We start from the raw sequence: 23,649 nt of genomic DNA, 5'->3' as shown, positions 1-23,649 counted from the left end.
AATCGGACGCCAGGTCATGGTATTGAAATCAGGCACCAGAGCCTTTACACAAAAGTGAGATTCGCTGGCATTTTTTGTTAGCTGCGCGCTTGAATCTCCCTAAAGGGGGTGCGTAAGAAAAAAGGCGTCGTGTCCAGACACGACGCCTTTCTTCAACCACGCAAATTTGCGCTTCAGTTATTCGGCACGTAGAGCGGCATCGCTTCTTCCCAGAGCGTGTCGGTAACTGCGCGCGCGTTGGTGCCGTCCGCGTTCATCACCCAGTTTTGACCGTCGGGCTGAAAGCTGTTGTCGTACAGCGCGAGTTCGTCGCGAAAGCCATAGCTGCCCGAGCTATACGCAATGCGCCCGTCATAGGTCCGCACCGCATGGCCCTGGTTCGAACCGTCCGAGGTCAGGCGCTCGAGATGCGTGCCGTCAGGGTGGATCGTGAACACGTCGTAGTTGAACTTGTTCGGATCGTCCGGGTTCACCTGCTTGCGCGTGAAGACGACTCTCGTGCCGTCCGGCGACCATCCCGGCAGATTGTCCTGCCCGCTGGTCAGCACCGTCGTCGTGCGCGTGTCCAGATCGAGGATGCGCAGACCTTGCAGCGTCGTGTTCGACACGCGATAAACGATCTTCTTTCCATCGGGCGAATAGCTCGGAAAGCCCGCGTTCATCGAGCCGTCCGTGAGAATCTCCGGATGTCCGTTCATGCTGCCATCGGCTCTGATGCGCGCAATGCGCCCCGGCCCCGCGCCGCGCGTGAAGAACCAGTCGCCGATGCCGAACGAAACCCATTGTCGATCCGGCGACCATGTCGGCTGGAACGCGCCGGCCAGCCCCTTCTTGATCATGTCGGCATCGAGACCGCTCGCCTGCGAATCGTAGATGCGGTGATAACCGGTGAAGTCCGTATTGATGACCGCAATCGATGAACCGATCGTCTTCTCGGTGTACACGAGTTGCTTGCGATCCAGCGAGAGTTGCGGGAAGACATCGATGTATTTGTAGCTCCACGCGCGATCGAAGCTGAACATCGGCGCGCCGTTCGGATGCCCGGGGCGGAACGTCACCTTTTCGTAGACCATCTTCTTGCCGTCTGCTGAATACTGCGGCGATCGAATGCCCGAGTTGGCCGTCGAACGGAACGTGCCCGCCGTCGTGTAGATGCCTTCAGTGTCGCCGCCCTTGACGTGATAGGCGACATCGGTGGCATCAAGGTAATGTGGAAATTCCTTGAACCCGGGCGTCGATGTCAGCGGGGTCTTGGAAAGATCACTCAGCGCGACCGATACGATCTGCGAACTGACCGCGTTGATGCCTTCCGGCCGATGTGCGCCCCACGTCGATTCGACCGGCGTTTCATAGAACACGACATGCGTGCCGTCCGGTGACCACGAAGGCGAACCATCCTCGAAGCCGGGATGACTCGCGATCTCCTTCCATCCGGAACCGTCGGGCCGAATGACGTAGATGCTGCTTTCCTGCGTGCGCTCCCAGCCGACGGGAAGATTATGGCCGCGCCATTCCGAGCCGATCCGACGACAGCGCCAGCCACTTGCCATCCGGCGACCACGAAGGCCGGAAGTAGCTGTGCGGCTTCGACGCATCGAAAGCGATAGCGCCGGTGACGTTCGTCAATGCGCCGGTCGCGATGTTCAGCGTCCACACGTTCGTCGTGCCAAAGCCCGCGTCGCCCTTGCGCGACGATACGAACGCGATCACGTCAGGGTCGGTTGGAGAGAATTGGGCGGCATCGTCCACAGCGATGTGATCCGTGAGGCACTGCAGACCCGTGCCGTCGATTTTCACGCGATAACGATTCGATTCGCCCAATCCGTCGCGCTCGGACGTGAACACGATCCACTGGCCGTCCTTCGAGAACGACGCGTGGTAATCAAAGCCGGGCGTCGGCAAGAGCTTGTGCTCGTCGGTGCCGTCCGCATTGGCGACAGACAACTCGGACGTGACGGGTCCCACGCGGTTGAGCAGCATGGTGCCGCTCGCACCGTTCATATCGTTCGATGCTGCGTTCGCGACGCCCTGACTCGCCACGCATGCGCCGATGACGAGTCCCGCCATGCGCTTCATGAAACACGTACTCGAATACACAGCATGTCTCCAGTCGTTATAGGCAGGCCAGGGTCGGCATGCCGCTTCGCGTCCCTGGCGCAATGTCATGTCAATGAAGACTGCTCACTCGGCGGCTTTCCAGTACATGAAGCCCATGCCTTCGCCGGTGCCAGCGGGTGTACGCCAGCACGGCACATAGTCCAGCAGGGTCATTTGCGCGCGGGTTTCCTGCATCGCCTTCATCACGCTCACGTAGAGCTTGATTTCCGAGGTGCCGGACTGATACGAGCGGTCGTCCACCGCAGCCAGGCCGTCGTAGTCGTAATCGGCCAGCATCTTCATGATGCGGTGATCAAACTCCTCGTCGTTCACGAAGTGCGACAGACCGCCAGACGCGAAGATGCCCACGCGCACGTCTTCGGGCCATGCGGTGACGGCGTCGCGCAGAATGCGGCCGAACTCGATGCAGCGCGACATCGACGGCTGCGTCGGCGGATAAAAGCAGTTCATGATGACCGGCACATGCGGCGGCGGCGCATCGCCCATGATCTGGTGATAGACGAAGCTGTACGCATGCGGCACCACGGGATACTCGGGAAGCGGCTTCATCCACACGTTGTCGGGCCACGCGAAGAGATCGGTGAGGTCGAAGTTTTCGCGCTGGAAATATTCGATGAGATGAGTCGCCAGCTTCGGATGGCAGTCGTGCACGACATGACGATCCGGCGCATACACGGCGCGCTGCGGCGGACCGTTATGCACTTGCGCGCCGCTATAAATAGCGATCGACGGCGAGAAGTCGGTGAAAATCTCCTTCTGGTCCTTGCCCAAAATGATGGCCACGTCGATGTCAGCCTCGCGATATGCAGCGGCCATCTTGTCCAGCGCCACGCGGCAGCGTTGAGCGCGCGCCGTGCGCTCCTCGATGGTCAGGAACTTCTCGAACGCTGCCTCGCGATGCGCCTCAAGCTCGGAATATGTCCATGTGCGGTTGCGAAACCACAGTTCCTTGTTGTTCCGGTCCCGCTCGCCATTGATGAGCCAGTCCTCCGGAGCCTGACCCAGCATGCCGCTGTGCGGCACCGCCATACCGAATACGATCTTCGCCATGTTTGGTGTTTCTCTTTTAAATGTGATGAGTGCAACGATGTACGGGCGTTCAGGCGCGTCGTAACGTGCCGTGTTGTTCGGTGACTTTCGGCGCCCATTCGGGACGATAGAGAAGGATGGTAGCCATCGCGCCCACCACCAGAAAGCCGAGGATGACCATCATCGGCACGTCATAACTTCCGCTCTTGTGCAAAAGCCAGCCTGACAGACTCGACGCCACGCCACCCGCGAGACTGGTCGCCACTTGCTGCACGCCTGTGACGAGGCCGATGGCCTGCTTCGGAATCAACGTGAGACGCGACAGCACGAGATTGTTCGCGGTGACGAGACCGAGCAGCGAAAGCGACAGCACATTCCAGAACAACGCCATTTCGAGCGAGTTCGCATATGCGCCGAGCAGCACCGTGCAGCCGCCCGTGAAGCCCGTCACGGTGAAGACCTTGCGCACGAGGATCGGATCGCGGCCGCTTGCGATGACGCGATCCGCCGCCCATCCGGCAAGCGCCGCGACAATCGCAATGCCTGCGAAGCTGAAGAACGTGAAGAGCCCCGAACGTGAGATTGACAGGTTGCGCTGTTCGACCAGATACGCGGGCATCCACGTCATGCAATAGAAGGTGAAGTAGCCATAGCAAAAGTTGGTAATCATGCCGCCCCATACGACGGGACTCGTCATGATGCTGCCGAGACTCACCGATCGCGCACTGCGATCCGATATCGCGATCTGTGCCTTCGAAGGAAAGTCGCTGCGCACCATCGTGAGCCAGGGTACGAGCCAGAACAGCCCGACGAGGCCCGTCACGACGAACATCGTCTGCCACGAGTAATGCACGATGAACCACGCGCCCACCGGTGCGCCCAGAGCGGGACCGAACTTGTTGCCCATCGCGAGAATGCCGACAGCGAGACCGTTTTGACTTTCGTCGAAGTTGTTTCTGATCCACCGGTAACTGGCCGGAATCACGATCGCTTCGGCCATGCCGATAATCAGCCGCATCACGACGAGACTCGTCAGCGCGGTCACCGCACCCATCAACGCGGTCGCGACGCACCACAGCGCGAAGCTGATCGCGTACGGCCATTTCACGCCGTAACGGTCCGCGACCCAGCCCATCGGTATCTGAAACACGCCGTAGGACCAGAAGAACGCCGCGTTGATCAAGCCGCGATCCACGTCGTTCAGCGCGAAATGACGAATGAAATCCGCGTCCGCCAGCGTGGCCGAAATGCTCGTGCGATCGACGAAGGAAATCAGTACGCCAAGCGCGAGCAGCGCGAGCGCGGCCCAGGGGTGCGTCAGTCCGGGTTTGCTTGTCTCCATGTGCCTTGTCTCTTCTGTTCGATTGAATTTTCTTGATGGAGGCAAGAATAAGTAAAGGCGTCGCCCGAGTCCCTACACAAAACTGAGTTTCGATGGCACTTTTCTTCAGGGCCGGTGTGAGAAGACTCGACGCCTCAAAAAACGGGCCGAAATCGGACTTAAATCCCGGCGAACCTTACTTTTGTACAGGGACGCATCCCTCGCAAACCCCTATTCTGCATTCGCTTCCTGGCACGACAGCCGATATCGCATCGCGCTGCCGACCATAGAAAAGGTTCGCATCCTTTAGCGCGAGCCGCCGCGCCTGGCGCGAGATGCACGCACGTCGCCTCGATCGGCGTGGCCGCACCAGGACACACGCGGCTTCTCGTCGCGCCTGGTGCAAACGTTCGCGTCGCGGTCACCGCGCATCGACGATCGATAATTAAAACCGGAGACACAATGAAAAAGCGGGTTCTTTTGCCCTTGGCGCTTTGCTTTTCAGGCGCATTCGACAATGCTCAGGCGCAATCGTCGTTGACGCTTTATGGCATTGTCGATAACGGCATCGAATTTCAAAACGGTGGTCAGGGATCGGTTGTGCGTGCGGTATCGAGCGGACTTTTCGCCACCGTGTACGGCTTGAGAGGCACCGAAGACATCGGCGGCGGATATCGCATCAATTTCCAGCTCGAACACGGCTTTTCCGGCGTGACAGGCGCAGCGACCGATCCGACCGCCGCATGGAACCGGCTTGCGTGGGTCGGCATGAGCGGACCGTTCGGCGAGTTGCGCATCGGACGTCAGAAGAAGCCCGAATATCTCTTCCTAAACGGCGAAATCGATCCGACTGCCGTGAAAAGCATTGCATCGCCGATCAACAATTTTCAGGACGTGACCGTGCGGGCAAGCAACGCGATCACTTACTTTGCGCCCACGATTTACGGCTTGAGCGCGCAAGCCATGATTTCCTTGCGCGACCAGACGATGAAGCCCAGCAATGGCCTGCATTTCTATAACGTGGTCGCGCGCTATGTGAACGGACCGTTTCGTATGTCCGCGGGCTATGAATCGCAAGGCAATGCCGTCGGTACCTCGGTGCAGAAGGTATGGCGCGCGGCGGCTGGATATCGCGCGGGCAACCTGCGCTTGTATCTCGCGTATCAGTCGGAACGACAGACGGACGGCAGCGAGAAGCGTGATATTTACGAAGTATCCACGTCGTACCAGCTCGATCCGTTCAATCTCGTTTCAGTCATGTACGGCTATGCGCGTGATCGTGCTGGGCAAGGTAAAAACGCGCAGCAGATCGGTCTCACCTACGAGTATTTCCTCTCCAAGGCGACGAATCTTTACGCTGCCGCCGGCGTGATCGATAACCACGGGCAGGCGAATTACACGCTCGACGGCACGCAGTACAGCGGCATTCCGACTGCGCCCGGCGCGTATGCGCGAGGCATCGTGCTAGGCATGACGCACAAGTTTTAGGCATGGCCAAGGTCTAACCAAATGGTCAAGCCTCAGGCTTGATAATTCAATAGACTCGGTATATACCCTTAGTGTGTAATTCGTCTCATCGCCGCTGCAACAGGCGGCAGACACATGTCAAAGGGTAAATATGAACGCCTCGATCGCTACTATCATCGCCGCCGCTTTTCTGCTTCCCGCGGTGGCGTCCGCTCAATCGAGCGACACACTCACGCGCGAGCAAGTCCGCGCGGAGCTCATGCAGCTCGAAAGGGCTGGCTACTATCCGCTGAGCAATTGCACGGGCGACTGCCCCGGAAGCCTGCGACGCGCCGAAGCCGTCATCATGCGGGAGAAGGCCGTGGCCAGCGCGGCTTATGGTTCCGGATCGAGCGGGACCGCGCAATCGGGAAAATGATCTGCTTCGCCGTGCTGTCCTGACGCGCGGCGCGCCTTGGTCCCTGGCTATCTGGCGATGTCGCCGGACTGAGGCATTCCGCTCCGGCCGGTCCCATCGACGCGGCCGTTCACCGCCTTGCGCGCCGCGACACGGAATTCCGCAGCCTGCACTTCACCGTAAGGAAAATCCGCCCACGCGGTTGGGCTGTAGCCCGCGTTTTCGGCGCGGACGAGATCGGCGCGGACTTGGGCGCGACTCAACGACTGGCAGTCTGTCTGCGCAAAAGAATGAACGGGAATGGTAAGAGCCCGCCCTAGCACTGCCTTGAAGAGCGGTTTCATGCAACACCTCCCAGTCTTGCCTGGCGACACTGCTCCGCGGGACGCGCGGAGTTCGCTCAAACACTCTAGCAGGGTTAGCAATTAGGTGTGGACACCTAGCTCCTGGCGCTTGCGTACGCCTTCAGGTCGGAACGAGGTTCATCGCAAGCGAGGGAGAGCTGGGCGGAAAACACGCCATGATCCATCGTAGTGGCGAAAAAATACGATTGCGAAGGCCGTCGACGAAACCATGACCTCGATACGCACCGCGCGCCAGGACATGGCCCTGGAACGCGCGGCGCGAGTGATTCGAATATTCCCCGCTCGCCCCAACCAGTCATGCATCAGGAACCGAAGCGATTTCCCTTGTTCGCTCATCACTGTTTCCCGTTCGGATCGACGAAGCCGTAGATCTCATTCAGGACACTCAGCCGGGCGTTGCCGTCGAAACGCTCGACGTGCCGCACTATGCTTGAAAACCAGGCTCTCATGGCAATCACTTCACCGTAGTCATCCACAACCGGCAACGGCGCGCTGCCGGATCAATGCAGCGCGTCGCGCTTCGCGAGCGGCTTGAAAAGGCGGCTCCAGGCGGTGCTGATCAGGACCGTCGCGAAGCCGCCCGCAACCACCGAGCCGACGACGCCTAGCGTCGTCGCACTCACACCGGACTCGAATTCGCCGAGCTGATTGCTCGCGCCGATGAACAGCGTGTTGACCGCCGCGACGCGTCCCCGCATGCGATCAGGCGTTTCGAGCTGAATCAAGGTCTGCCTGACGATGACGCTGATGGTGTCCGCGCCACCCGAAACGGCGAGCAAGAGGAGCGATACCGGAAAGCATCGCGAGAGGCCGAATGCGGCGATCGACACGCCGTAGACCGCCACCGCGATCAGCAGCTTCTTGCCGACGCCGCTGACGATCGCGCGTCGTGAAAGCACGAGTCCGACGCACAGCGCGCCCATGGCGGGCGCGGAGCGCAGCAAGCCCAGTCCTTGCGGTCCGACGTGCAGAATCTGCTTTGCGTAGACGGGAAGCAGCGCCGTCGCGCCTCCGAACAGGACCGCGAAAAGATCGAGCGAGATTGCGCCCAGCAGCAGCGGACTCCCCCAGATGAAGCGCAAGCCCGCGAGTATCGTGTCAGGCGTTACCGGTTCGCGCGATGGCGGCGTGTAGTCGTAGCGAACGAACGCATACATCACGGCGCTGACGCAGAAAAGCACCGCGCTCGTCAGATACACCGTGACGACGCTGACAGCGAACAGTACCCCGCCCAACGCCGGCCCCGCGATCACCGAGATTTGCTGAACCACCGTGCTGAGCGCCATCGATCGTGCGAGAAGCTTCGGCGGAACGAGCATGGGTAACAGCGCCTGCTGCCCCGCCATCTGAAACGGCCTGATTGCGCCGAGCACAAGCGAAAGCGCGAGCAGCACGTCGCGCGTCACGCTATGCGTGGCAGTGGACACGATCAGAAGCGTCGCTACGACAGCCTGCAATGCCAGACATGCCGCGACCATCCGTCCACGATGCAGCCGGTCGGCGCAATGACCCGCAATGAGCGTAGTTGCAAGGCCGGGAATGAATTGAAACAGGCCGACAAGGCCGAGATCCCATGCGCTCGATGTCAGGTCGTACATGTGCCAACTAATTGCCAGCATAAGCATTTGTTGCGCGCTGATAGAGCCGACGCGCGCAATCAGGAAGCGCATGAGCGACGCGTGACGCAGCAACGAGGTCACATCGTCTGGATGAGTCTGCATGGACGGCGATGAGGTTTGGTGCGAAAGTGTCATGACACGTCACGCACGGGAGCATTGACCCTGGGCGCCCACTTCCTTCGAAGCAGCACGACGGTACTGGCGGCCCCGAGCAGCAGGAACGCGAAGATGGCAAGCATCGGCAACGTATAGCTCTGCCCGACATGAAGCAGCCACCCCGACAGGCTCGCCGATACGCCGCCCGCGAGACTCGTCGCCACTTGCTGCAGGCCCGTATTCAATCCGACCGCCTGCTTGGGAATCAGCGTGAGTTTGACGAGGGCGAGATTGTTCGCGGTAACGAGGCCCAGCAGGGAGAGCGACACGACATTCCACAGCAAGGCCATCTGCTGCGAATGGGAATACGCGCCGAGCAGCACCGTGGTGCCGCCCGCGAAACCGGCCACGATGAACGACTTGCGCACGATCACGGCATCGAATCCGCGCGCGATCAGCCGGTCGGCCGTCCATCCGGCGACGGCTGCCACGACAGCAATGCCCACGAAACTGAAGAACGTATAGAGGCCCGAGTCACTGAGCGACAAGCCGCGCTGCTCGACGAGATAAGCCGGCATCCACGTCATGCAGTAAAACGCGAAGTAGCTATAGCAAAAGTTGGTGATCAACCCGCCCCACACGACCGGACTCGACAGCAGGTTCGAGAGCGGCACCGACCCCGCCCGCTTTATCGCGACGGCGAGTTGCGCGCGAGATGGGAAGTCGTTCTCGAGCATCAGCAGCCACGGCGCGAGCCAGATCAAACCGACGAGTCCGGTGATCACGAACATCGCTTTCCATGAGCTGGTCGAGATGAGCCATGCCGCAATGGGCGCGCCGAGCGCCGGTCCCATCTTTCCGCCGATGGAATAGATGCCAAGCGCCGTGCCCTTTCGCGTTTCATCGAAATGATCGGCGAGATAGCGATACGTCGCCGGAACCACGACGGATTCCGCGACACCGATCATCAGGCGCACGATGATGAGCGCCCAGAGCGTCGTCACCACGCCGGTCGCGGCGGCCGCAACACACCAGAACAGGAAGCAGATCGCATACGGCCACTTCACGCCGTAGCGATCGACCAGCCAGCCCATCGGCAATTGCAGCAGGCCATACGACCAGAACATCGCGGAGCCGAGCCATCCGCGCTGAACGTGCGTCAGCGCGAATTCCTGCACGAAATGACGATCCGCGAAGGCCGCGGACATGCTCGTACGATCCACGTGCGAGATCATCAGACCAAGCGCGAGCAGCACGAGGATGCACCAGCGGTTCTCGGTCCGTGCGCGTTCGACCTGAGTGATCTCCACTTTGCTCTCCGATGTCCTTAACCGAGGCAACCGGTCACATCGTCGAACAATTCGTCGACGGACAGACGACGCGGAATGATCTTCTGATCGAGCGCCCAGTCGACGGCTAGTTGCAGCCCCTTGCGGTTCGCTTCCAGTCCGATCGGCGGAAACACGGCGGGAACGCTTTCCGCGTTCGCGCGGCTTTCCGCGACCATGCGATACAGCTCGCGCACGATATCCGGCCGCTCTTTCGAGAGTTTCTCGTGCACCACGAACATGTGGTTGATCGGCACGACGCCGGTGCGAGCGAACCAGTCTTTCGCGGCGGCATGCGCATCGGGAACTAACGTGCGCACGCGCTCGTCCTTCGGCATGTCCTCACCGAGCAACGCAGCGGTGAGTTCGCCGTCGAGCATCATTTGCGGAATCGACGAACCCGCCGGCAAGCGCTGGCAATTTTGCGGATCGCTGTATTCGGCGAGATGCCCGTCGCCGAGCGTCATCCACGTCACCTTGTCTAGATCGACACCGTATTCATGGCGCAAAATGCCGCGAATCCACAGCGCGGTGGTTTGCGTGTACGTGCGCACGCCGACCTTCTTGCCTTCGATATCCTTCGGATCGAGATGACCGAAGTCGATGTTGTAACCGGCGCAGTGATGCTGAAAGCGTCCCGAGATCGGCGCGGGCAGCAGCACATAGGGCTTGCCGTAGGCCTTCGCCTGCAGGAACGTGACGATCGCCAGTTCACCCGCGTCGAACTTGCTCTCGCGCACCATCGCCTTGAAGCCGTTGTGCGCGGGCGTCGGTCCGCAAAAGTCGAGATTGACGATATCGGACTTCACCTGACCGTTACGCATTGGCTTCGTCACCGCGTATTCCGCGAGATTGACGCGCAACGTCGGCGCTTCGGTTTGCGTCGTTGTCATGCTGTGTGCTCCTGTTGCTTGTATCGTTGCTGGTGTCGTTCTATGTCACAGCCGTACTTCGATCAGGCTCGGCCCGGCTTCGCGCGCCGAATCGACCAGCGCCTTGTAAAAGCCTTCCGCCGTCTCGACGGCCACTGCCGGCACGCCCATGCTCTTCGCCATCGCCAGCCAGTCGATGCGCGGCTTGTCGATGTCGATCATTGACAACGCGCGTTCCCCCGGCGCGCCCGCGCCCATGTTGGCGTATTCGGCCTTGAGGATCGCGTAGCTGTTGTTGGCGAAGAGGATCGTCGTGACGTTCAGGCCTTCGCGCGCCTGCGTCCACAGCGACTGGATGGTGTACATCGCGCTGCCGTCGCCGACCATGCAGATCACGCGCCGCTCGGGACACGCCAGCGCTGCGCCAGTAGCGACAGGTGTCGCGTAACCGATCGAGCCGCCCACGTTGTTGATGAGATCGTGCGGACGCGCGCCCATCGTCAGGCTCATGGATTCGCGCCCCGTCGTCAGCGACTCGTCCACAACGATGCAATGTTCCGGCAACCCGGCCGCGAGCACATGCGCGATGCTCGTCGGGTTCAACGCGCCCGTGGGCACCGGCGTTTCAATGCGCGCCTGAAGAAGTGGTGTCGTGGCGGCCGCGCCGAGCGACTGCAAGAGCATGTCGAAGGCGAGTTCGCTGTCTTCGTCGGCCTCGACCAGCGGATGCACGAGCGTGCCTTCCGCCTTGAGCAGACTCGGCTTGTCCGGATACGCGAAGAACGCGACAGGTTCGCGGGTCTCGACGGTGATGATGTGCCTGTAGTCCTTCAGAAACGCCTGGGCCTGCGCGACCGCATACGGAATGCGCGCGAGCGGCACGCGTCCCGCGCCACGCTCGATACGCGCCGTGAAGAACTGCGAGCCGAGCACCGCGCCCGTCGCGGCCGCGACGCGTCCCGCTTTCTCCAGCGCCTCTCCACGCGTTGCCTTGTTCGCGAGAACGATCAGCGCAGGCTCGCCCGAGCGCAGCACGTGCGCCACATGTTCGATACGCGCGGCGCTGGGCGCGCGGCGCGCAACGACGCGCTCGAGCGGCAATGCGGGCCCGGCATCGACGGGTTGCCACGAGGTATCGCCGGGAAGAATGAGCGTAGCGATCTGACCCGGATGCTCGCTCGCCTTGGCCACGGCCTGCGCCGCGTCCCAGGCCATCGTGTTCGACGATTCCGCGCGCCGCACCCAGTGACTCAGTGGCCGCGCGAGACCTTCGATATCCGAGGTCAGCGGCGGATCGTACTTCAAATGCGACACCGAATGCTCGCCGACAACATTGACCATCCCCGACGAAGCGCGCTTCGCGTTGTGGATGTTCGCAAGGCCGTTCGCCAGGCCCGGGCCGAGATGCAGCAGCGTGGACGCGGGCGTGTCCTTCATGCGATACCAGCCATCGGCGGCGCCGGTGGCCACGCCTTCGAACAGGCACAGCACGCTGCGCATCTTCGGATTGCCGCCGAGCGCGGCGAGAAAATGCATCTCCGAGGTGCCCGGGTTGGCGAAACAGATATCGACGCCCTGCTCCACCAGCGTCGCAACGAGACTTTCGGCGCCGTTCATCAGTAGCCTGCCAGTTCGCGAGCGAGACCGACCACGCCATACGTGCGCGCGGGCGCCGACATCAGGAAGCGATATCCCTCTTCCTGCAGGCGGCGATGGTTCTTCGCGGTGACATGCGGATTGCCGACGACGACGTTGTGCTTGCGGCACGTCTCGACGATCTGCCCCATCGCCGCGAGGACTTCCGGATGCTCGTACTGACGCGGGAAGCCCAGTTCCTGACTCAGATCGCCTTCGCCGATCAGAATGAAACCGATGCCCGGCACGTTGGCGAGGATGTCGTCGAGATTCTCGATTGCCTGCGTGCTCTCGCACATCAGCCCGACGAGGAGTTCGCCCTGCGGCGCGAGCGGCCAGACATCGGCGCGTTCGTAGTACTCGGCCATCGACAGGCCCCAGTAGCGCGCGGCGTTGGCGGGACCGTCGCCGCGCACGCCCTTCGGCTCATAGAGCGGCGCGTTCTTCGGGCGCGCATAACGGCAGGACGCCACGGCGTTGTACGCCTGCTCGACCGTCGCCACGTGCGGCCAGATCACGCCGTACGCGCCGCGATCGAGCACCTGCTTCGCGAAGCTCTGGTTCATTTCTGCGCCGTTGGCGGGAATGCGCGCGAGCGGCGTGACCTTCGGCGCGACCGAACCCGACTCCGCAATCTGCTTGCGGTTGAGCATGTACTGCAACGCGTCGCCGAGTGCGGACACGTCGTACGGGTTGTGCTCCATTTCGAAGACGATGCCGTCATACGGCGCATCGCTCATTTCGATGGCGGTTTGCTTGTCGAGTTTCGCGAAGGCTGCGTGCGCCGGCTTGCCGGATTCGAAAGCGCGGATGATGCTGTTCAGGCGTGTGTTTGACATGATGCATTCTCTTTCAGGTTTTCAGCTCAACGCCGGATAAAGCTTCTGTGCGGTCTTGCCGAAGACCCATTCGCGGTCTTCGTCGCTCAGGGATGCAAGCCCTTGTTCGGCGGTCGCGAGAATCTCGCTGAGCGTGCCGGTCGATGTCGGGAAATTCGAGCCCCACGCCAGCCGCTGCGCGCCGAATGCCTCGACCACGCGCGGGAAAAAGGTTTCCGCGCTCGCCTTTTCCTTCTTCACATCGCCGAAGATGCGCGGCGTGAGCTTCATGTAGACGTTCGGCAAGTCACGCAACTCGAAAAGTCCGGCCGCGTTCGCATACGGCGGCCCGTCCAGCACGTCGGGGCGCGCGAGGTGATCGAGGATGATGTTCACGTTCGGAAACTTTTCCGCGAGCATGCGCACCTGCGGCAAGCCGACCGGTCCCGTCTGAATGCACATCGGAAGCCCCAGTTCCGCGAGCATTTCCCACGCCTTGAAAGACTTGGGGCTATGCAGTTCTCTCGGATCGAAATCCCTGGTGGAACCGCCCGTGAAGATCCGCAATCCCGCCAAGCCCTTATCGGCCCACCCTTTGATGACGCCGGCCGCATCGTCGGCCAGCATGTCCACGGAACCCACGGCGATGAGCCGATCCTTGTACCGATTGCAGCCGTCGACCACGTAGCTGTTGTCGAAGCCGTAAGTGGTCGAAGAATGCACGACAGCCGCCTTCGCGACGCCTGCTTCGTCCATCGCCGCGATCAGCGCTTCGACGGTATTCGGACGCTCCTGCGACCAGTCCGAGCGCTTGCCGAACAACGGCGCGGGCGGATAACGCTTCTCGTCATCCGAGATGATGTGAGGATGAATGTCGATGATGTTCATTACAGTCCCTTCGCCTTGAGGTGCTTGTCCAGACGCGGATAGACGCGCCGCGCGTTGCCCTCGAAGATGGCCTGCCGGTCCGCATCGCTGAGTGCTTCGCATGCGTCGATGTAGCGTTTCGTATCGTCGAAATACTGGTCGGTGTACGGATCGCGGCCACGCACCGCGCCGATCATTTCCGAGCCGAACAGCACGTTGCTCGTAGGTACGACCTTGGTCAGCAGTTCCACGCCCGGATGGTGATAAACGCAGGTATCGAAGAAGACGTTGTTCAGCAAGCCTTCCAGCGGACGCTTAGCCATCTCCAGCGACATGCCGCGATAACGTCCCCAGTGATACGGCACCGCACCGCCGCCATGCGGAATCACGAGGCGCAGCGTCGGGAAGTCCCTGAACAGATCGCCTTGCAGCAACTGCATGAACACCGACGTATCCGCATTCAGATAGTGAGCGCCGGTGCCGTGATGACACGGATTGCACGACGCCGCCACATGGATCATCGCGGGCACATCGAGATCGCACAGTGCTTCGTAGACCGGATACCACTCGCGGTCCGTCATCGGCTTGCCGGTCCAGAAGCCGCCGCTCGGGTCCGGATTCAGATTGCAGCCGACGAAACCCATTTCCTCGACGCAACGGCGCAGTTCGGGAACCGAGTTCTTCGGCGGCGCCAGCGGCGACTGCGGCAACTGGCACACGGGCACGAAATTGTCGGGATAAAGATCGCAGACACGGCGCACGAGATCGTTCGATACCTCGGCCCATTCCAGGCTCGTTCGCTCGTTGCCGAGGTGATGGCTCATGAGGCCGGCGATCGGCGAGAACAGAGTGAGGTCGCCGCCGCGTTCCTGTTGCAAACGCAGTTGACCGTTGCCGACGCCTTCACGGATTTCGTCATCGGAGACGTGCGCGCCGGAGAGCGGCGGCGCATTGGCCGGATCGTCGGCGCACGCGATCTGCTTGGCACGCCAGTCGCGGAAGGAAGCAGGGACGGTCGTGAAGTGACCGTGGCAATCGATGATCATGTTCTAGGCCTTCCGTGCAGGTTCAGACGCGGGGATCGACGAACAACTCGTTCATGGGCATGCGCCGCGGCGTCAGGCCCTGCTTGAACGCTGTTGCTTCGAGCGCTTCGATGGTCTTGCGGTTCTCCTCGATGCCGTAGGGCAGCGGGTCGTTGCCGACGATCTTCTGCAGCTCGATGTACTTCTTGTTCTTCTTGTCGTTCAGCTCGCCTGCGTTGAGTTTGGCAAGCCAGTCTTGCTTCGCTTTGTCAAAAGCGTCATAGATCGACTTTGCGACCCACGGATGCTCGGCCAGCACCGAGTCCTTCACCACGATCGTGCCGTGCATGGGATACACGCCGGTGCGGGCGTAGTACTCCGCTTCCAGTTCCGCTGCATTCGGGAACATGTCCGGGTAATCCGCTTCGACTTCCTTCCAGCCGCCGGTGGGATCGCCGGTGCGGCCAATGCCCGCGTTGCCTTGGAAACCCGCGACCAACTCGCCGTTAGCCATCATCTCCGCGAGGGACGTACCCTTCGGCGCATGGATCACGTTCGGCGGCAGTTCCAGTTGCGTGACGTGTTCTTCGTCGTCGACGACCCAGGTCACCTTCGACGGATCGAGATCGAATTCGTCGATCAGAACCTGGCGCGTCCATGCGCCCGTCGTCACCGAATACGCACGCACGCCGACCTTCTTGCCTTCGAGATCCTTGGGCGTCTTGATGCCTGCGTCCGGACGCACCAGCAACCCGGAATGGTGAAAGCGGCGCACGACGAAGATCGGCAGCGCGACGAACGGCGCGCCATAGGCACGCGCGATGATGTATGTGGTCGGAGCCAGTTCGCACACATCGAACTCGACATCGCGGACCATGCGGCGAAACGCGCCGATTTGCGGCTGAACGGTGATGAATTCCGCGTCGACGCCTTCGATGGGAATCGAACCGTCGCGGATAGCGGAAGTGTGCGGATGCTCGGCGATGGCGAGCTTGAGATGGACCTTCTTTGTCACTGGAGTCTCCTTGGAGGAATATCGTGTCGTTGACGACATGATCTTTTGAGAAGCCCGCCGCCGTCTATTGAATAAAGTGGCGAGACACTTAACCGTTTGGTAAGGGGTGTCGATCCACTTGATACGTGCTCCTAACTATCTAGCCGAAATAAAAATGCACATCGTGCAATCGATATTTTCCAAACGCTTACGAATTGCCGCTCTGCAACTGCTGCGCGGCTTCCTCCAGACAAGCGATCATGAGCTGCGCGCTCGGCGTCAATCCGCGATTGCGGTTCCACAGCACGCCCGCCGGGCGCAGCAATCGCGGCAAGGTCAGCGGCAGCGCATGCAGCGGTTGCGCGTCGTCGTTGGCGGGCGTGCCGACCATGACGGCGATGAAATCCGAAATCTGCAGATGCGCGCGCGTCACGTGGACGGAAAGCGTCTCGATGTAATTATTCGAAAGCGGTACGTCGTGCGCCCTCAGCGTGCGCTCCAGCGAATCGCGCAGAATCGAGCCTTGCGGCGGCAAGATCCATGGATAAGGGTTTAGATCCGACCAGTTCAGGTTCTTGCGCCGGGCCAGCGGGTGATGCCGCCCTGTCATCAACGAGATGGGCTCGTCGAGCAGCGCCTTTTCCTCGAAGCTGCCGAGCGTATCCGGCGCGGGCAGCCGCCCGACGATCAGATCGAGCCGTCCTTGCCAGAGTTCGGGAAGCAATGCGCCGCGCGTGCCTTCGACCACCCGGACGTTCGTTCCCGGCGACTTGATCTTCAGCAGGTTGAGCGCCTGCGGCAGCAGCGCCGATGCCGATGCAGGCAACATGCCGATATGCACCTTGCCCTCCGTGCCCGAACTCAGCGCCTTCATTTCATCGCGCGCCTGATGGAGGATCGTCAGCATTTCCCGCGCATGTCGGATGAGACATTCGCCGTGCGGCGTCGGCACGAGCCCTTGCGCCGTGCGTGCAAACAGCGTGAGTCCAAGCCCGCGCTCCAGTTCGGCCAGCGACTTTGATACCGCTGGCATTGTGACGTGCGTGACTTCCGCCACCTGCGTCAGATTCCGGTAGGTATCGATGGTCACGATCAGGCGCAGATGCCGCGCCTTCAAATTCACCTGCAAATAGCCGTCAAGCCCAGTCACGTCGGATCTCCCACTGCCTTACCGCATCGAATTGCTCGCGCATCGCGCTCAGCTCTTGGGCTTGAGCGCGTGCAGGGTCATGCCGAGCGAGATCGAGGTGAAGTAGCCGATCGTCACGAGCAGTTCCGCGATGACCGCCCGGCCGAGCCCTGCATCGTACTCGGCGAAGCGCGCGTCGTCGATGGAGCCGCCCGCGAGAATGTCGCTCACCGCGTCACACACCAGGCCGAAGCGCCCATGTTCGCCCTCGGGTCGGCGTTTGTCCAGAATCGCAGTCACGACCGCTTCGGGCACGCCCGCCTTCAGCGCATGCCGCCGATGGTTGGCGATCACATACGGTGCGTTCCAGAACACCGCCGTCGCGAGAATGGCGACTTCGGTTTCCGATTCGCTGAGCACGGGCGAACGGTCGACGTGTGTGCCGATGATTTCCATCCCTTCGGCCAGACGCGGGTTATGCAACCAGATGTTGAACGGCGTCGGAATGCGACCCCGCCCTGCGCCCAGTTGCGCGATGACCCGTTTCTGTTCGTCCGTAGCCTGCTCCGCGTCGATACGTCCCAGCCGATCCTGCGTCATGCGTTGTTCCTTTGAATGAAGAGTCAATTTCCGCCCAGGCCGGGCAACCAGCGTCCGAGGAAGCTCTCCGGCCAGGGAATATGAAGAATCTGATCGAACACGAGGTAGAGGAATGCGGTTACGCACACGGCGAGGATCAGACTGAGCTTCCACGACTCGCGCCCCTCGATGCGCATGTACGCCACGATCATCAGCGGCACCGTCGGAAGCATGCCGATCACCGACATGCACGCCAGGAACGCGACGAACCAGCCGAGAAAGCGTGCAGCGCGCGCCACCACGATTCTCGTGGGGAGCTTTTCATCGTGATCGCTTGATACATCCATATGAACGCCGCTGCTGGCTTGCGCCACCCCGTTCGCCGGAATCACGAACACCTTGTACGCGAGGCTGACCGTTCCCGCGATGACCAGCGTGCTCGCCGCGACCGTCGGTCCGATTCGCGCCATCAGAAGCCAGTGTTGCGAGCTCGTCAGCATGTAAAGCCCGATGCCCATGAAGAACACATAAACGAGATCTTCACGCTTCAGAACGATGGACCCGCTCGGTTTGAAGTGCGCCACTCCGCCGCTGCGCAACGCGCTGAAGAGCGGCTTGAAGAAAACCAGCGCGGCAAGACTCAGTAACACGATGACGACCGGTCGCGTCAGCCAGTCCGTGCCGTAGCGGACGAACGAAATCGACATGTACCGTTCCATCAGCACGCCCAGCACGAGGCCGAGAATCAGCGGCGGACGCGCCCATCTGAGCCGCTTCATGGTCCAGCCGATCACACCGGCGATGAGCAGCACGAAGAGGTCGCCCCAGCTTCGCGAACCCTGGAACGCGCCGACGTAGATGACCGGCATGATCACCGGGAGAATGAGCGTGTAGCGCAGCGTCGAGACCTTGGCGAACTGTCCGCTCAACAGAAAGCACAGGCCCGCGCCGAAGATGTTGGCGAGCGCGATCGACCAGACCATCGAATAGGTGAAGTCGAGATGGCGTGTCAGCATGTCGGGGCCGGGAATGAAGCCGTGCACCATCATCGCGCCGAGCAGGATGGCTTGTGCAGCACCGCCGGGCACGCCGAACGCAAGCATCGGCACGAGGCTGCCGCCCTCTCGCGCGTTATTCGCCGCTTCAGGCGCGATCACGCCGCGCACATCGCCCTTGGTGAACGTTTCCTTCGCGCCTCTGGCCGTCTGCAACGCGTGGCCGTACGCGATCCAGTCCGTCACCGCGCCGGTGATACCGGGTACCGCGCCGAGAATTGCGCCGAGACCGCCGCAACGCAGCACGAGAAACCAGTTGCGAAAACTGTCGACGACACCTTGACGCATGCCCTGCCCCGAAGTGAACTGCACATTCTCGGCGATGGCCGCGCGCCGGATGGCGAGCTCGCACAGCTCCGGCAGGGCGAAGATGCCGAGGATGATCGGCACCAGCGGAATGCCGTCCTGCAGGTAGAGAACGTCGCCGGTCCAGCGCATCTGTCCGGTCGCGACGTTGGTGCCGATCATGCCGACGAGAATGCCGAAACAGGCCGCGACGACGCCACGCAGCGGCGTGTTGCCCGACAGGGCCGACACCATCGACACGCCGAACAGGGTGAGCGACAACATCTCGGGCGTGCCGATCGACAGCACGAACGGGCGCACCAGCGGCAGCGAGACGGCAAGGATGACCGCGCCGATCAGTCCGCCCATCAGCGACGACATATAGCAGGCGCTCAAGGCACGCGATGCTTCTCCCCGTCTGGTCATCGGCAGGCCGTCGAGCACCGTGGCCTGCGACGCCGCGTGACCCGGAACGCCGAAGAGCACGGCGGGAATCACGTCCGACGTGGTGATGACGGACGCCATGCCGAGCAGCATCGCGAACGCGGCGTAGGGATCCATCGTGTACGTGAAGGGCACCAGCAGCGCAAAGCCCGTCAGCCCGCCGATTCCCGGCAGCAATCCGATTGCAAGCCCGACCGTCACGCCGAACACCAGAAAGATGATCCGGTTGAACTGCAGAAGCGTGGATAGCGCGTGTCCCGCCGCCACCAGCGTTGCATCGTTGAAGAACTCCATGTGTCATCCTGATGGAATGGCGAGCTTCGTCGGCTCACCTGTTTTGATGTCGACGCAATGCGTACATGCGTTGCTCAGCCGGCCAGCATTGGATAGAGCGTCTTTGCGGTCCGTCCCCACACCCACGCGCGTTCCTCGTCGCTCAGGGCCGCGAAGCAGGCATTGCCTTGTTCGACGAGCGTCTTGAGCGGTCCCGCCGATGCCGGATAGTTCGAGCCGAACGCCAGATGACTGGCGCCGAATACTTCCACGAGCTTCGCGAAGAACGGTTGCGCGCCGCCGGGCGCCGCCTGGGCGAGATCGAACGTTCGCGGCGTGATCTTCATGTAAACGTTGCCGTATTTCGCGAGCGAGAACAGCGCGGCGCAATTCGCGTACGGCGGGCCTTCTTCCAGATTCGGCCGGCCGCAGTGGTCGAGCACGATCTTCACGGTCGGAAAGCGCTCGGCCAGTTCCGCCACCATCGACAGGCCGTCGGGCGTCGTCTGCACCGCCATCGTCATGCCGTGCTCGGCGCAGCGTTCCCAGACTGGAAACGTCGCGGGATCGACGAGCCAGCTTCCATCGTTTTGATGCGTGGCGCCGCCCGTAAAGAGCCGGATGCCGCCCATCCCGCGCGCGAGCCAGTAGTCGAAGGTCGTGAGCGCATCGGGTGCCATCACATCGAACGAATAGACACCGGTGAAACGGTCCGGATATTGCGCCACGCTGTCGGCGACATACGAATTGTTCGTGCCGTAGGTCGTCGACGAATGCACGATCGCCGCCTTGGATACGCCGGCTTCATCCATCTCGCCTTTCAATTGCTCGAACGTGACGGGTCGCGTCGCCGACCACTTGGAACGATGCCCGTGCTGAGGCGCGATCGGATAACGTTCCGTGTCGGTCGAAATGATATGCGGATGAATGTCGATGATTTCGGGCGTCATGTGCATGGTCCGTTTGATGATGATGATGGGCCTTCAGGCCGTGGTCAGTGAGCGCTGAAGATGAGCCTGCGGGCATCTTCGAGCTGCGGTTCGGGCGTCGCATACAGCTTCGCGACGATCTGCTCCACCGCGTCTCCGTTGATCGGATCGATCGGATAGCCGGCCTGCTTCATGGCGTCGATGAAATCCGGATCGGCGATGGTCTTCGCGAATGCATCGCGCAGCGCCTGCAGACGGTCTTCTGGCACGTCCTTCGGCACGGCGATCGGACGGCCCGCCTGAAACGGCAGAATGAAGAGATTGAAGAGCGCCTTGACGTCCGGCCGCGTGATGTAGGAAGACAGGTTCGGCACATCGGCGAAGGCGGCCGGGCTGTTCCAGCCCAGATGCAGCAGCACCTTCATCTTGCCGGTCTTGAGCAGCCGCACCGGCTCGCCCTGTTGCAGGCCGTCGATAGTGGACGCCCAGCCATCGACTTCGCCGCGCTGCATGGCCAGATACACTTCGCCCCGCCCCGTATAGCCGGGCACGATGCTCATCTTCGCGCCGATGTATTCGTCGAGCAGCGCCGGCAACGTGCGATCCTCGTTGGCGAATCCGGTCGCGCCGATATACATCTTCTTCCTGCTCAGATCGTCGGCAGTGGTCACGCCGGATCGCGTCATGGAGACGAGGCAATATTCGACCTTGTTGAGGCTTCCGAGCCATCGCACCTTGCGCGGATCAAAGCGGTTTTGCCGCCCGTCGAGCAGTGGGATGTAGAGGTTATTACGCTGCAAAAAGCCGATGACGGTGCCATCGCTCGGCTGTCTGGACTGCAGCGATGCCGCCGCGACCATGCCGCCCGCGCCCACCACGTTCATCACGATGGCTTTGGGATGTCCCGGAACGTACTTCACAAAGAAGCGTGAGAACTGACGCGCGATGATGTCCGTCGGCGTTCCGGCGTCCGCGCTGACCACGAGCGTCAACGCCTTGCCGCCATAGAAATCTTCCACGGATTGACTGGATGCCGGGCCCGCCAATGCCGTCGCGGCGAAGCCGAACAGCGCTGCACAAGCGCATAGCGCGCTTTTGTAGTTCATGATCTTTGCTCTCTCCGTGTAGTTGCGCGGAACCGCCGTCGCCTGGTGCCGGGAGAGCATGCTTACCGGTGGCCGTTCGCGTCGTCGCTCGTTATCGGGTGAGCGCGAGTCAATTGTGCCAGCGGCTTTCGCGCGGCGGATTGAGAAAAACAGCCACGGAGTTGAGCAAATGGTTAAGGCACGGCCATGAGGTCCGCCGCGGCCGGAAGGCGAGCGTCAGTGCGCTTCCTGGGCTTCTTCGGTCAGACGCCGCGCCGTATCTTCGAGGCAGGAAATCATGAGCTGGGCGCTCGGCGTGAGCGTGCGCACGCGATTCCACAGTACGCCGGCAGGCCGCAGCAGGCGAGGCAGAGTCAGCGGCAGCGTGTGCAGCGGCTGGGGATGGGCGGCATTGCGGGCGGAGGAATCGGCCATCACCGCGATGCAGTCGGAAACCTGCAAATGCGCGCGGATCACGTGCAGTGATACGGTCTCGATGTAGTTGTTCGTCTGCGGCACCTCGTGCACTTCCAGTGCGCGCTCGAGCGGATCGCGCAGGATCGAGCCGACGGGCGGAAGTATCCAGGGATACGGCCGCAAATCGGACCATTGCAGGGACTTTTTGCGCGCAAGCGGATGATGCCGCCCGGTGACGAGCATCACCGGCTCCTCGAGCAGTTCTTTTTCGTCGAAGCTCCCGAGCGTATCGGGAGGCGGCAGACGGCCGACCACGAGATCCAGATGACCTTGCCACAGGTCGGGCAACAGCGTGGCGGCGGATCCCTCGACGATCTTCACATTGGTGCCCGGCGAGCGCTCCTTGAGGAGCTTCAGCGCTTGCGTCAACAGGATGGACGCGGACACCGGCAACACACCGATTTCGATCTTGCCCTCGGTGCCGGCGCTCAGCGCCTTCAGTTCGTCGCGCGCCTGATGCAGGACGTGAAGCATCGCGTGCGCGTGGCGCGTCAGACATTCGCCGTAGGGCGTGGGCACGAGGCCTTGCCCGGTACGCGTAAAAAGCGTGAGACCGAGGCCGCGCTCGAGTTCCGCCAGCGACTTCGATACCGCCGGCAAGGTGACGTGCGTGACTTCCGCCACCTGACTCAGATTGCGATACGTATCGATCGTCACGAGCAGCCGCAGGTGCCGCGCCTTGAGGTTGATCTGCAGATACCAGTCGATTTCCGCCGACACGTCGCACCCTCTTTCGGTATGAGTGAATGGTTAAGTCTTCGGCCATTTTACTCAATCGACCGGTTGCAGATGCGCGGGCAAAATCCGCGATTGTGCGCTTCAGCTTATCGCCCGCGCCGAAACCTGGCCACAATGCATGCGTTTTGGTTCTTCCGCGCGAAATCCCACTACTATTCGCCGGCTTGACCGGCATTCGGAGACATGCAGATGACGTACAACTCGACCCGCCGCAGCTTTCTGCGCAGAGCGGGAGCCTTCGGTATGGGTGTGGCGATGGGCGGACTCGGCGCGCCTCACCTCGCCAACGGAGCCTCGACCGAAATCCGCATCGTCAGCAATCCAGGCCTGGAGAACGCAACGCTGAACGTCTTGATGGATGAACTCGGCTACTTCAGGACCTTCGGCGTCAACGCGCGAATCATCCAGTCGCCCGGCCCGACCGGGCCGTTCGATGCCATCGCGCGCGGCGCCGCCGACGTCTGCATGGTGTCCGGCTACAACCTCGTGCTTACGCGCGTCGAGCAGGGCGCCCCGGTGAAGATCATCGGCGCTGGCATGAAGAAGTGCGCACTGACGATTTTCGCCAGGCCCGAAGGCGCGAAAACACTCGCCGATCTAAAAGGGGCGGCCTCAAAAGCGAGGTGCAACACCTATCTCGTATAAGGTGTTGCAATGCCCGACAAAACTACTTCATATCAGCACCTTCAACCTGAAGAACGCCT

General features: G+C 61.6%; 22 protein-coding genes. 3 read left to right on the top strand and 19 right to left on the bottom strand.

What is annotated here, in order from left to right:
- Nucleotides 1–173: 173 nt before the first annotated feature.
- From QCE48_RS30810 to QCE48_RS30795, 4 genes are all read right to left on the bottom strand, one after another.
- Nucleotides 174–1,550, bottom strand: a complete 1,377-nt coding sequence (locus QCE48_RS30810; RefSeq protein WP_309784574.1) for a hypothetical protein — start codon at nucleotides 1,548–1,550, stop codon at nucleotides 174–176.
- Nucleotides 1,498–2,097, bottom strand: coding sequence for a hypothetical protein (locus tag QCE48_RS30805; protein WP_309784573.1), 600 nt, complete (start codon nucleotides 2,095–2,097; stop codon nucleotides 1,498–1,500). Before QCE48_RS30805 ends, QCE48_RS30810 begins: the two co-directional genes overlap by 53 nt.
- 84 nt (nucleotides 2,098–2,181) lie before the next feature.
- Complete coding sequence (locus QCE48_RS30800) at nucleotides 2,182–3,168, bottom strand: protocatechuate 3,4-dioxygenase (RefSeq protein ID WP_309784572.1); 987 nt, start codon at nucleotides 3,166–3,168, stop codon at nucleotides 2,182–2,184.
- A 49-nt stretch (nucleotides 3,169–3,217) separates the two neighbouring features.
- Nucleotides 3,218–4,489 carry an MFS transporter gene (locus QCE48_RS30795; protein ID WP_309784571.1) on the bottom strand — a complete coding sequence of 424 codons (1,272 nt, stop codon included), beginning with the start codon at nucleotides 4,487–4,489 and terminating at the stop codon, nucleotides 3,218–3,220.
- Nucleotides 4,490–4,930: 441 nt separating this feature from the next.
- Here QCE48_RS30795 and QCE48_RS30790 point away from each other — a divergent pair, with 441 nt between their 5' ends.
- Both QCE48_RS30790 and QCE48_RS30785 read left to right on the top strand, forming a co-directional pair.
- Nucleotides 4,931–5,956, top strand: a complete 1,026-nt coding sequence (locus tag QCE48_RS30790) for a porin (protein ID WP_309784570.1) — start codon at nucleotides 4,931–4,933, stop codon at nucleotides 5,954–5,956.
- Nucleotides 5,957–6,086: 130 nt separating this feature from the next.
- Nucleotides 6,087–6,353, top strand: coding sequence for a DUF4148 domain-containing protein (locus tag QCE48_RS30785; RefSeq protein ID WP_309784568.1), 267 nt, complete (start codon nucleotides 6,087–6,089; stop codon nucleotides 6,351–6,353).
- Between the two features lie 47 nt (nucleotides 6,354–6,400).
- Here the strand turns inward: QCE48_RS30785 and QCE48_RS30780 are convergent, their stop codons facing one another.
- From QCE48_RS30780 to QCE48_RS30710, 15 genes are all read right to left on the bottom strand, one after another.
- On the bottom strand, nucleotides 6,401–6,676 hold the full coding sequence (locus tag QCE48_RS30780) for a DUF4148 domain-containing protein (RefSeq protein ID WP_309784566.1): 276 nt from the start codon (nucleotides 6,674–6,676) through the stop codon (nucleotides 6,401–6,403).
- Nucleotides 6,677–7,197: 521 nt separating this feature from the next.
- Nucleotides 7,198–8,418 (bottom strand): MFS transporter, encoded by a 1,221-nt coding sequence (locus tag QCE48_RS30775; protein WP_309784565.1) that lies wholly within the window; start codon nucleotides 8,416–8,418, stop codon nucleotides 7,198–7,200.
- 29 nt (nucleotides 8,419–8,447) lie between these two features.
- Nucleotides 8,448–9,722: an MFS transporter gene (locus QCE48_RS30770; RefSeq protein ID WP_309784563.1), complete on the bottom strand. Its 1,275-nt coding sequence runs from the start codon at nucleotides 9,720–9,722 to the stop codon at nucleotides 8,448–8,450.
- A gap of 17 nt (nucleotides 9,723–9,739) precedes the next feature.
- On the bottom strand, nucleotides 9,740–10,633 hold the full coding sequence (locus QCE48_RS30765) for a phosphate ABC transporter substrate-binding protein (protein WP_309784562.1): 894 nt from the start codon (nucleotides 10,631–10,633) through the stop codon (nucleotides 9,740–9,742).
- 45 nt (nucleotides 10,634–10,678) lie between these two features.
- Nucleotides 10,679–12,229 (bottom strand): acetolactate synthase large subunit, encoded by a 1,551-nt coding sequence (locus tag QCE48_RS30760; RefSeq protein WP_309784561.1) that lies wholly within the window; start codon nucleotides 12,227–12,229, stop codon nucleotides 10,679–10,681.
- Nucleotides 12,229–13,086: an aldolase/citrate lyase family protein gene (locus QCE48_RS30755; RefSeq protein ID WP_309784560.1), complete on the bottom strand. Its 858-nt coding sequence runs from the start codon at nucleotides 13,084–13,086 to the stop codon at nucleotides 12,229–12,231. Before QCE48_RS30755 ends, QCE48_RS30760 begins: the two co-directional genes overlap by 1 nt.
- A 21-nt stretch (nucleotides 13,087–13,107) precedes the next feature.
- Complete coding sequence (locus QCE48_RS30750) at nucleotides 13,108–13,953, bottom strand: amidohydrolase family protein (protein ID WP_309784559.1); 846 nt, start codon at nucleotides 13,951–13,953, stop codon at nucleotides 13,108–13,110.
- A complete protein-coding gene (locus QCE48_RS30745) occupies nucleotides 13,953–14,978 on the bottom strand; it encodes an amidohydrolase family protein (RefSeq protein WP_309784558.1) in 1,026 nt (341 codons plus the stop codon). The genes QCE48_RS30750 and QCE48_RS30745 overlap by 1 nt, the downstream gene beginning before the upstream one ends.
- Nucleotides 14,979–15,000: 22 nt before the next feature.
- A complete protein-coding gene (locus QCE48_RS30740; RefSeq protein ID WP_309784557.1) occupies nucleotides 15,001–15,972 on the bottom strand; it encodes an ABC transporter substrate-binding protein in 972 nt (323 codons plus the stop codon).
- Between the two features lie 187 nt (nucleotides 15,973–16,159).
- The gene (locus QCE48_RS30735) at nucleotides 16,160–17,101 is read right to left on the bottom strand and encodes a LysR substrate-binding domain-containing protein (RefSeq protein ID WP_309784556.1); all 942 of its coding nucleotides are present in this window, start codon (nucleotides 17,099–17,101) and stop codon (nucleotides 16,160–16,162) included.
- Between the two features lie 48 nt (nucleotides 17,102–17,149).
- Nucleotides 17,150–17,680 (bottom strand): carboxymuconolactone decarboxylase, encoded by a 531-nt coding sequence (locus tag QCE48_RS30730; protein ID WP_309784555.1) that lies wholly within the window; start codon nucleotides 17,678–17,680, stop codon nucleotides 17,150–17,152.
- Between the two features lie 23 nt (nucleotides 17,681–17,703).
- On the bottom strand, nucleotides 17,704–19,737 hold the full coding sequence (locus tag QCE48_RS30725) for a tripartite tricarboxylate transporter permease (RefSeq protein WP_309784553.1): 2,034 nt from the start codon (nucleotides 19,735–19,737) through the stop codon (nucleotides 17,704–17,706).
- Between the two features lie 74 nt (nucleotides 19,738–19,811).
- Nucleotides 19,812–20,666 carry an amidohydrolase family protein gene (locus QCE48_RS30720; RefSeq protein WP_309784552.1) on the bottom strand — a complete coding sequence of 285 codons (855 nt, stop codon included), beginning with the start codon at nucleotides 20,664–20,666 and terminating at the stop codon, nucleotides 19,812–19,814.
- A 44-nt stretch (nucleotides 20,667–20,710) separates the two neighbouring features.
- Nucleotides 20,711–21,751, bottom strand: a complete 1,041-nt coding sequence (locus QCE48_RS30715; RefSeq protein ID WP_309784550.1) for a tripartite tricarboxylate transporter substrate-binding protein — start codon at nucleotides 21,749–21,751, stop codon at nucleotides 20,711–20,713.
- A 216-nt stretch (nucleotides 21,752–21,967) separates the two neighbouring features.
- A complete protein-coding gene (locus tag QCE48_RS30710) occupies nucleotides 21,968–22,927 on the bottom strand; it encodes a LysR substrate-binding domain-containing protein (protein WP_309784548.1) in 960 nt (319 codons plus the stop codon).
- Nucleotides 22,928–23,134: 207 nt separating this feature from the next.
- Here QCE48_RS30710 and QCE48_RS30705 point away from each other — a divergent pair, with 207 nt between their 5' ends.
- Complete coding sequence (locus QCE48_RS30705; protein WP_309784547.1) at nucleotides 23,135–23,590, top strand: ABC transporter substrate-binding protein; 456 nt, start codon at nucleotides 23,135–23,137, stop codon at nucleotides 23,588–23,590.
- Nucleotides 23,591–23,649 lie beyond the last annotated feature (59 nt).

Source organism: Caballeronia sp. LZ024, from assembly GCF_031451455.1.
GTDB classification, from domain to species: domain Bacteria; phylum Pseudomonadota; class Gammaproteobacteria; order Burkholderiales; family Burkholderiaceae; genus Caballeronia; species Caballeronia telluris.
The sequence above is the reverse complement of the archived record's forward strand: the minus strand, read 5'-3'. Positions and strand labels throughout refer to the sequence as shown.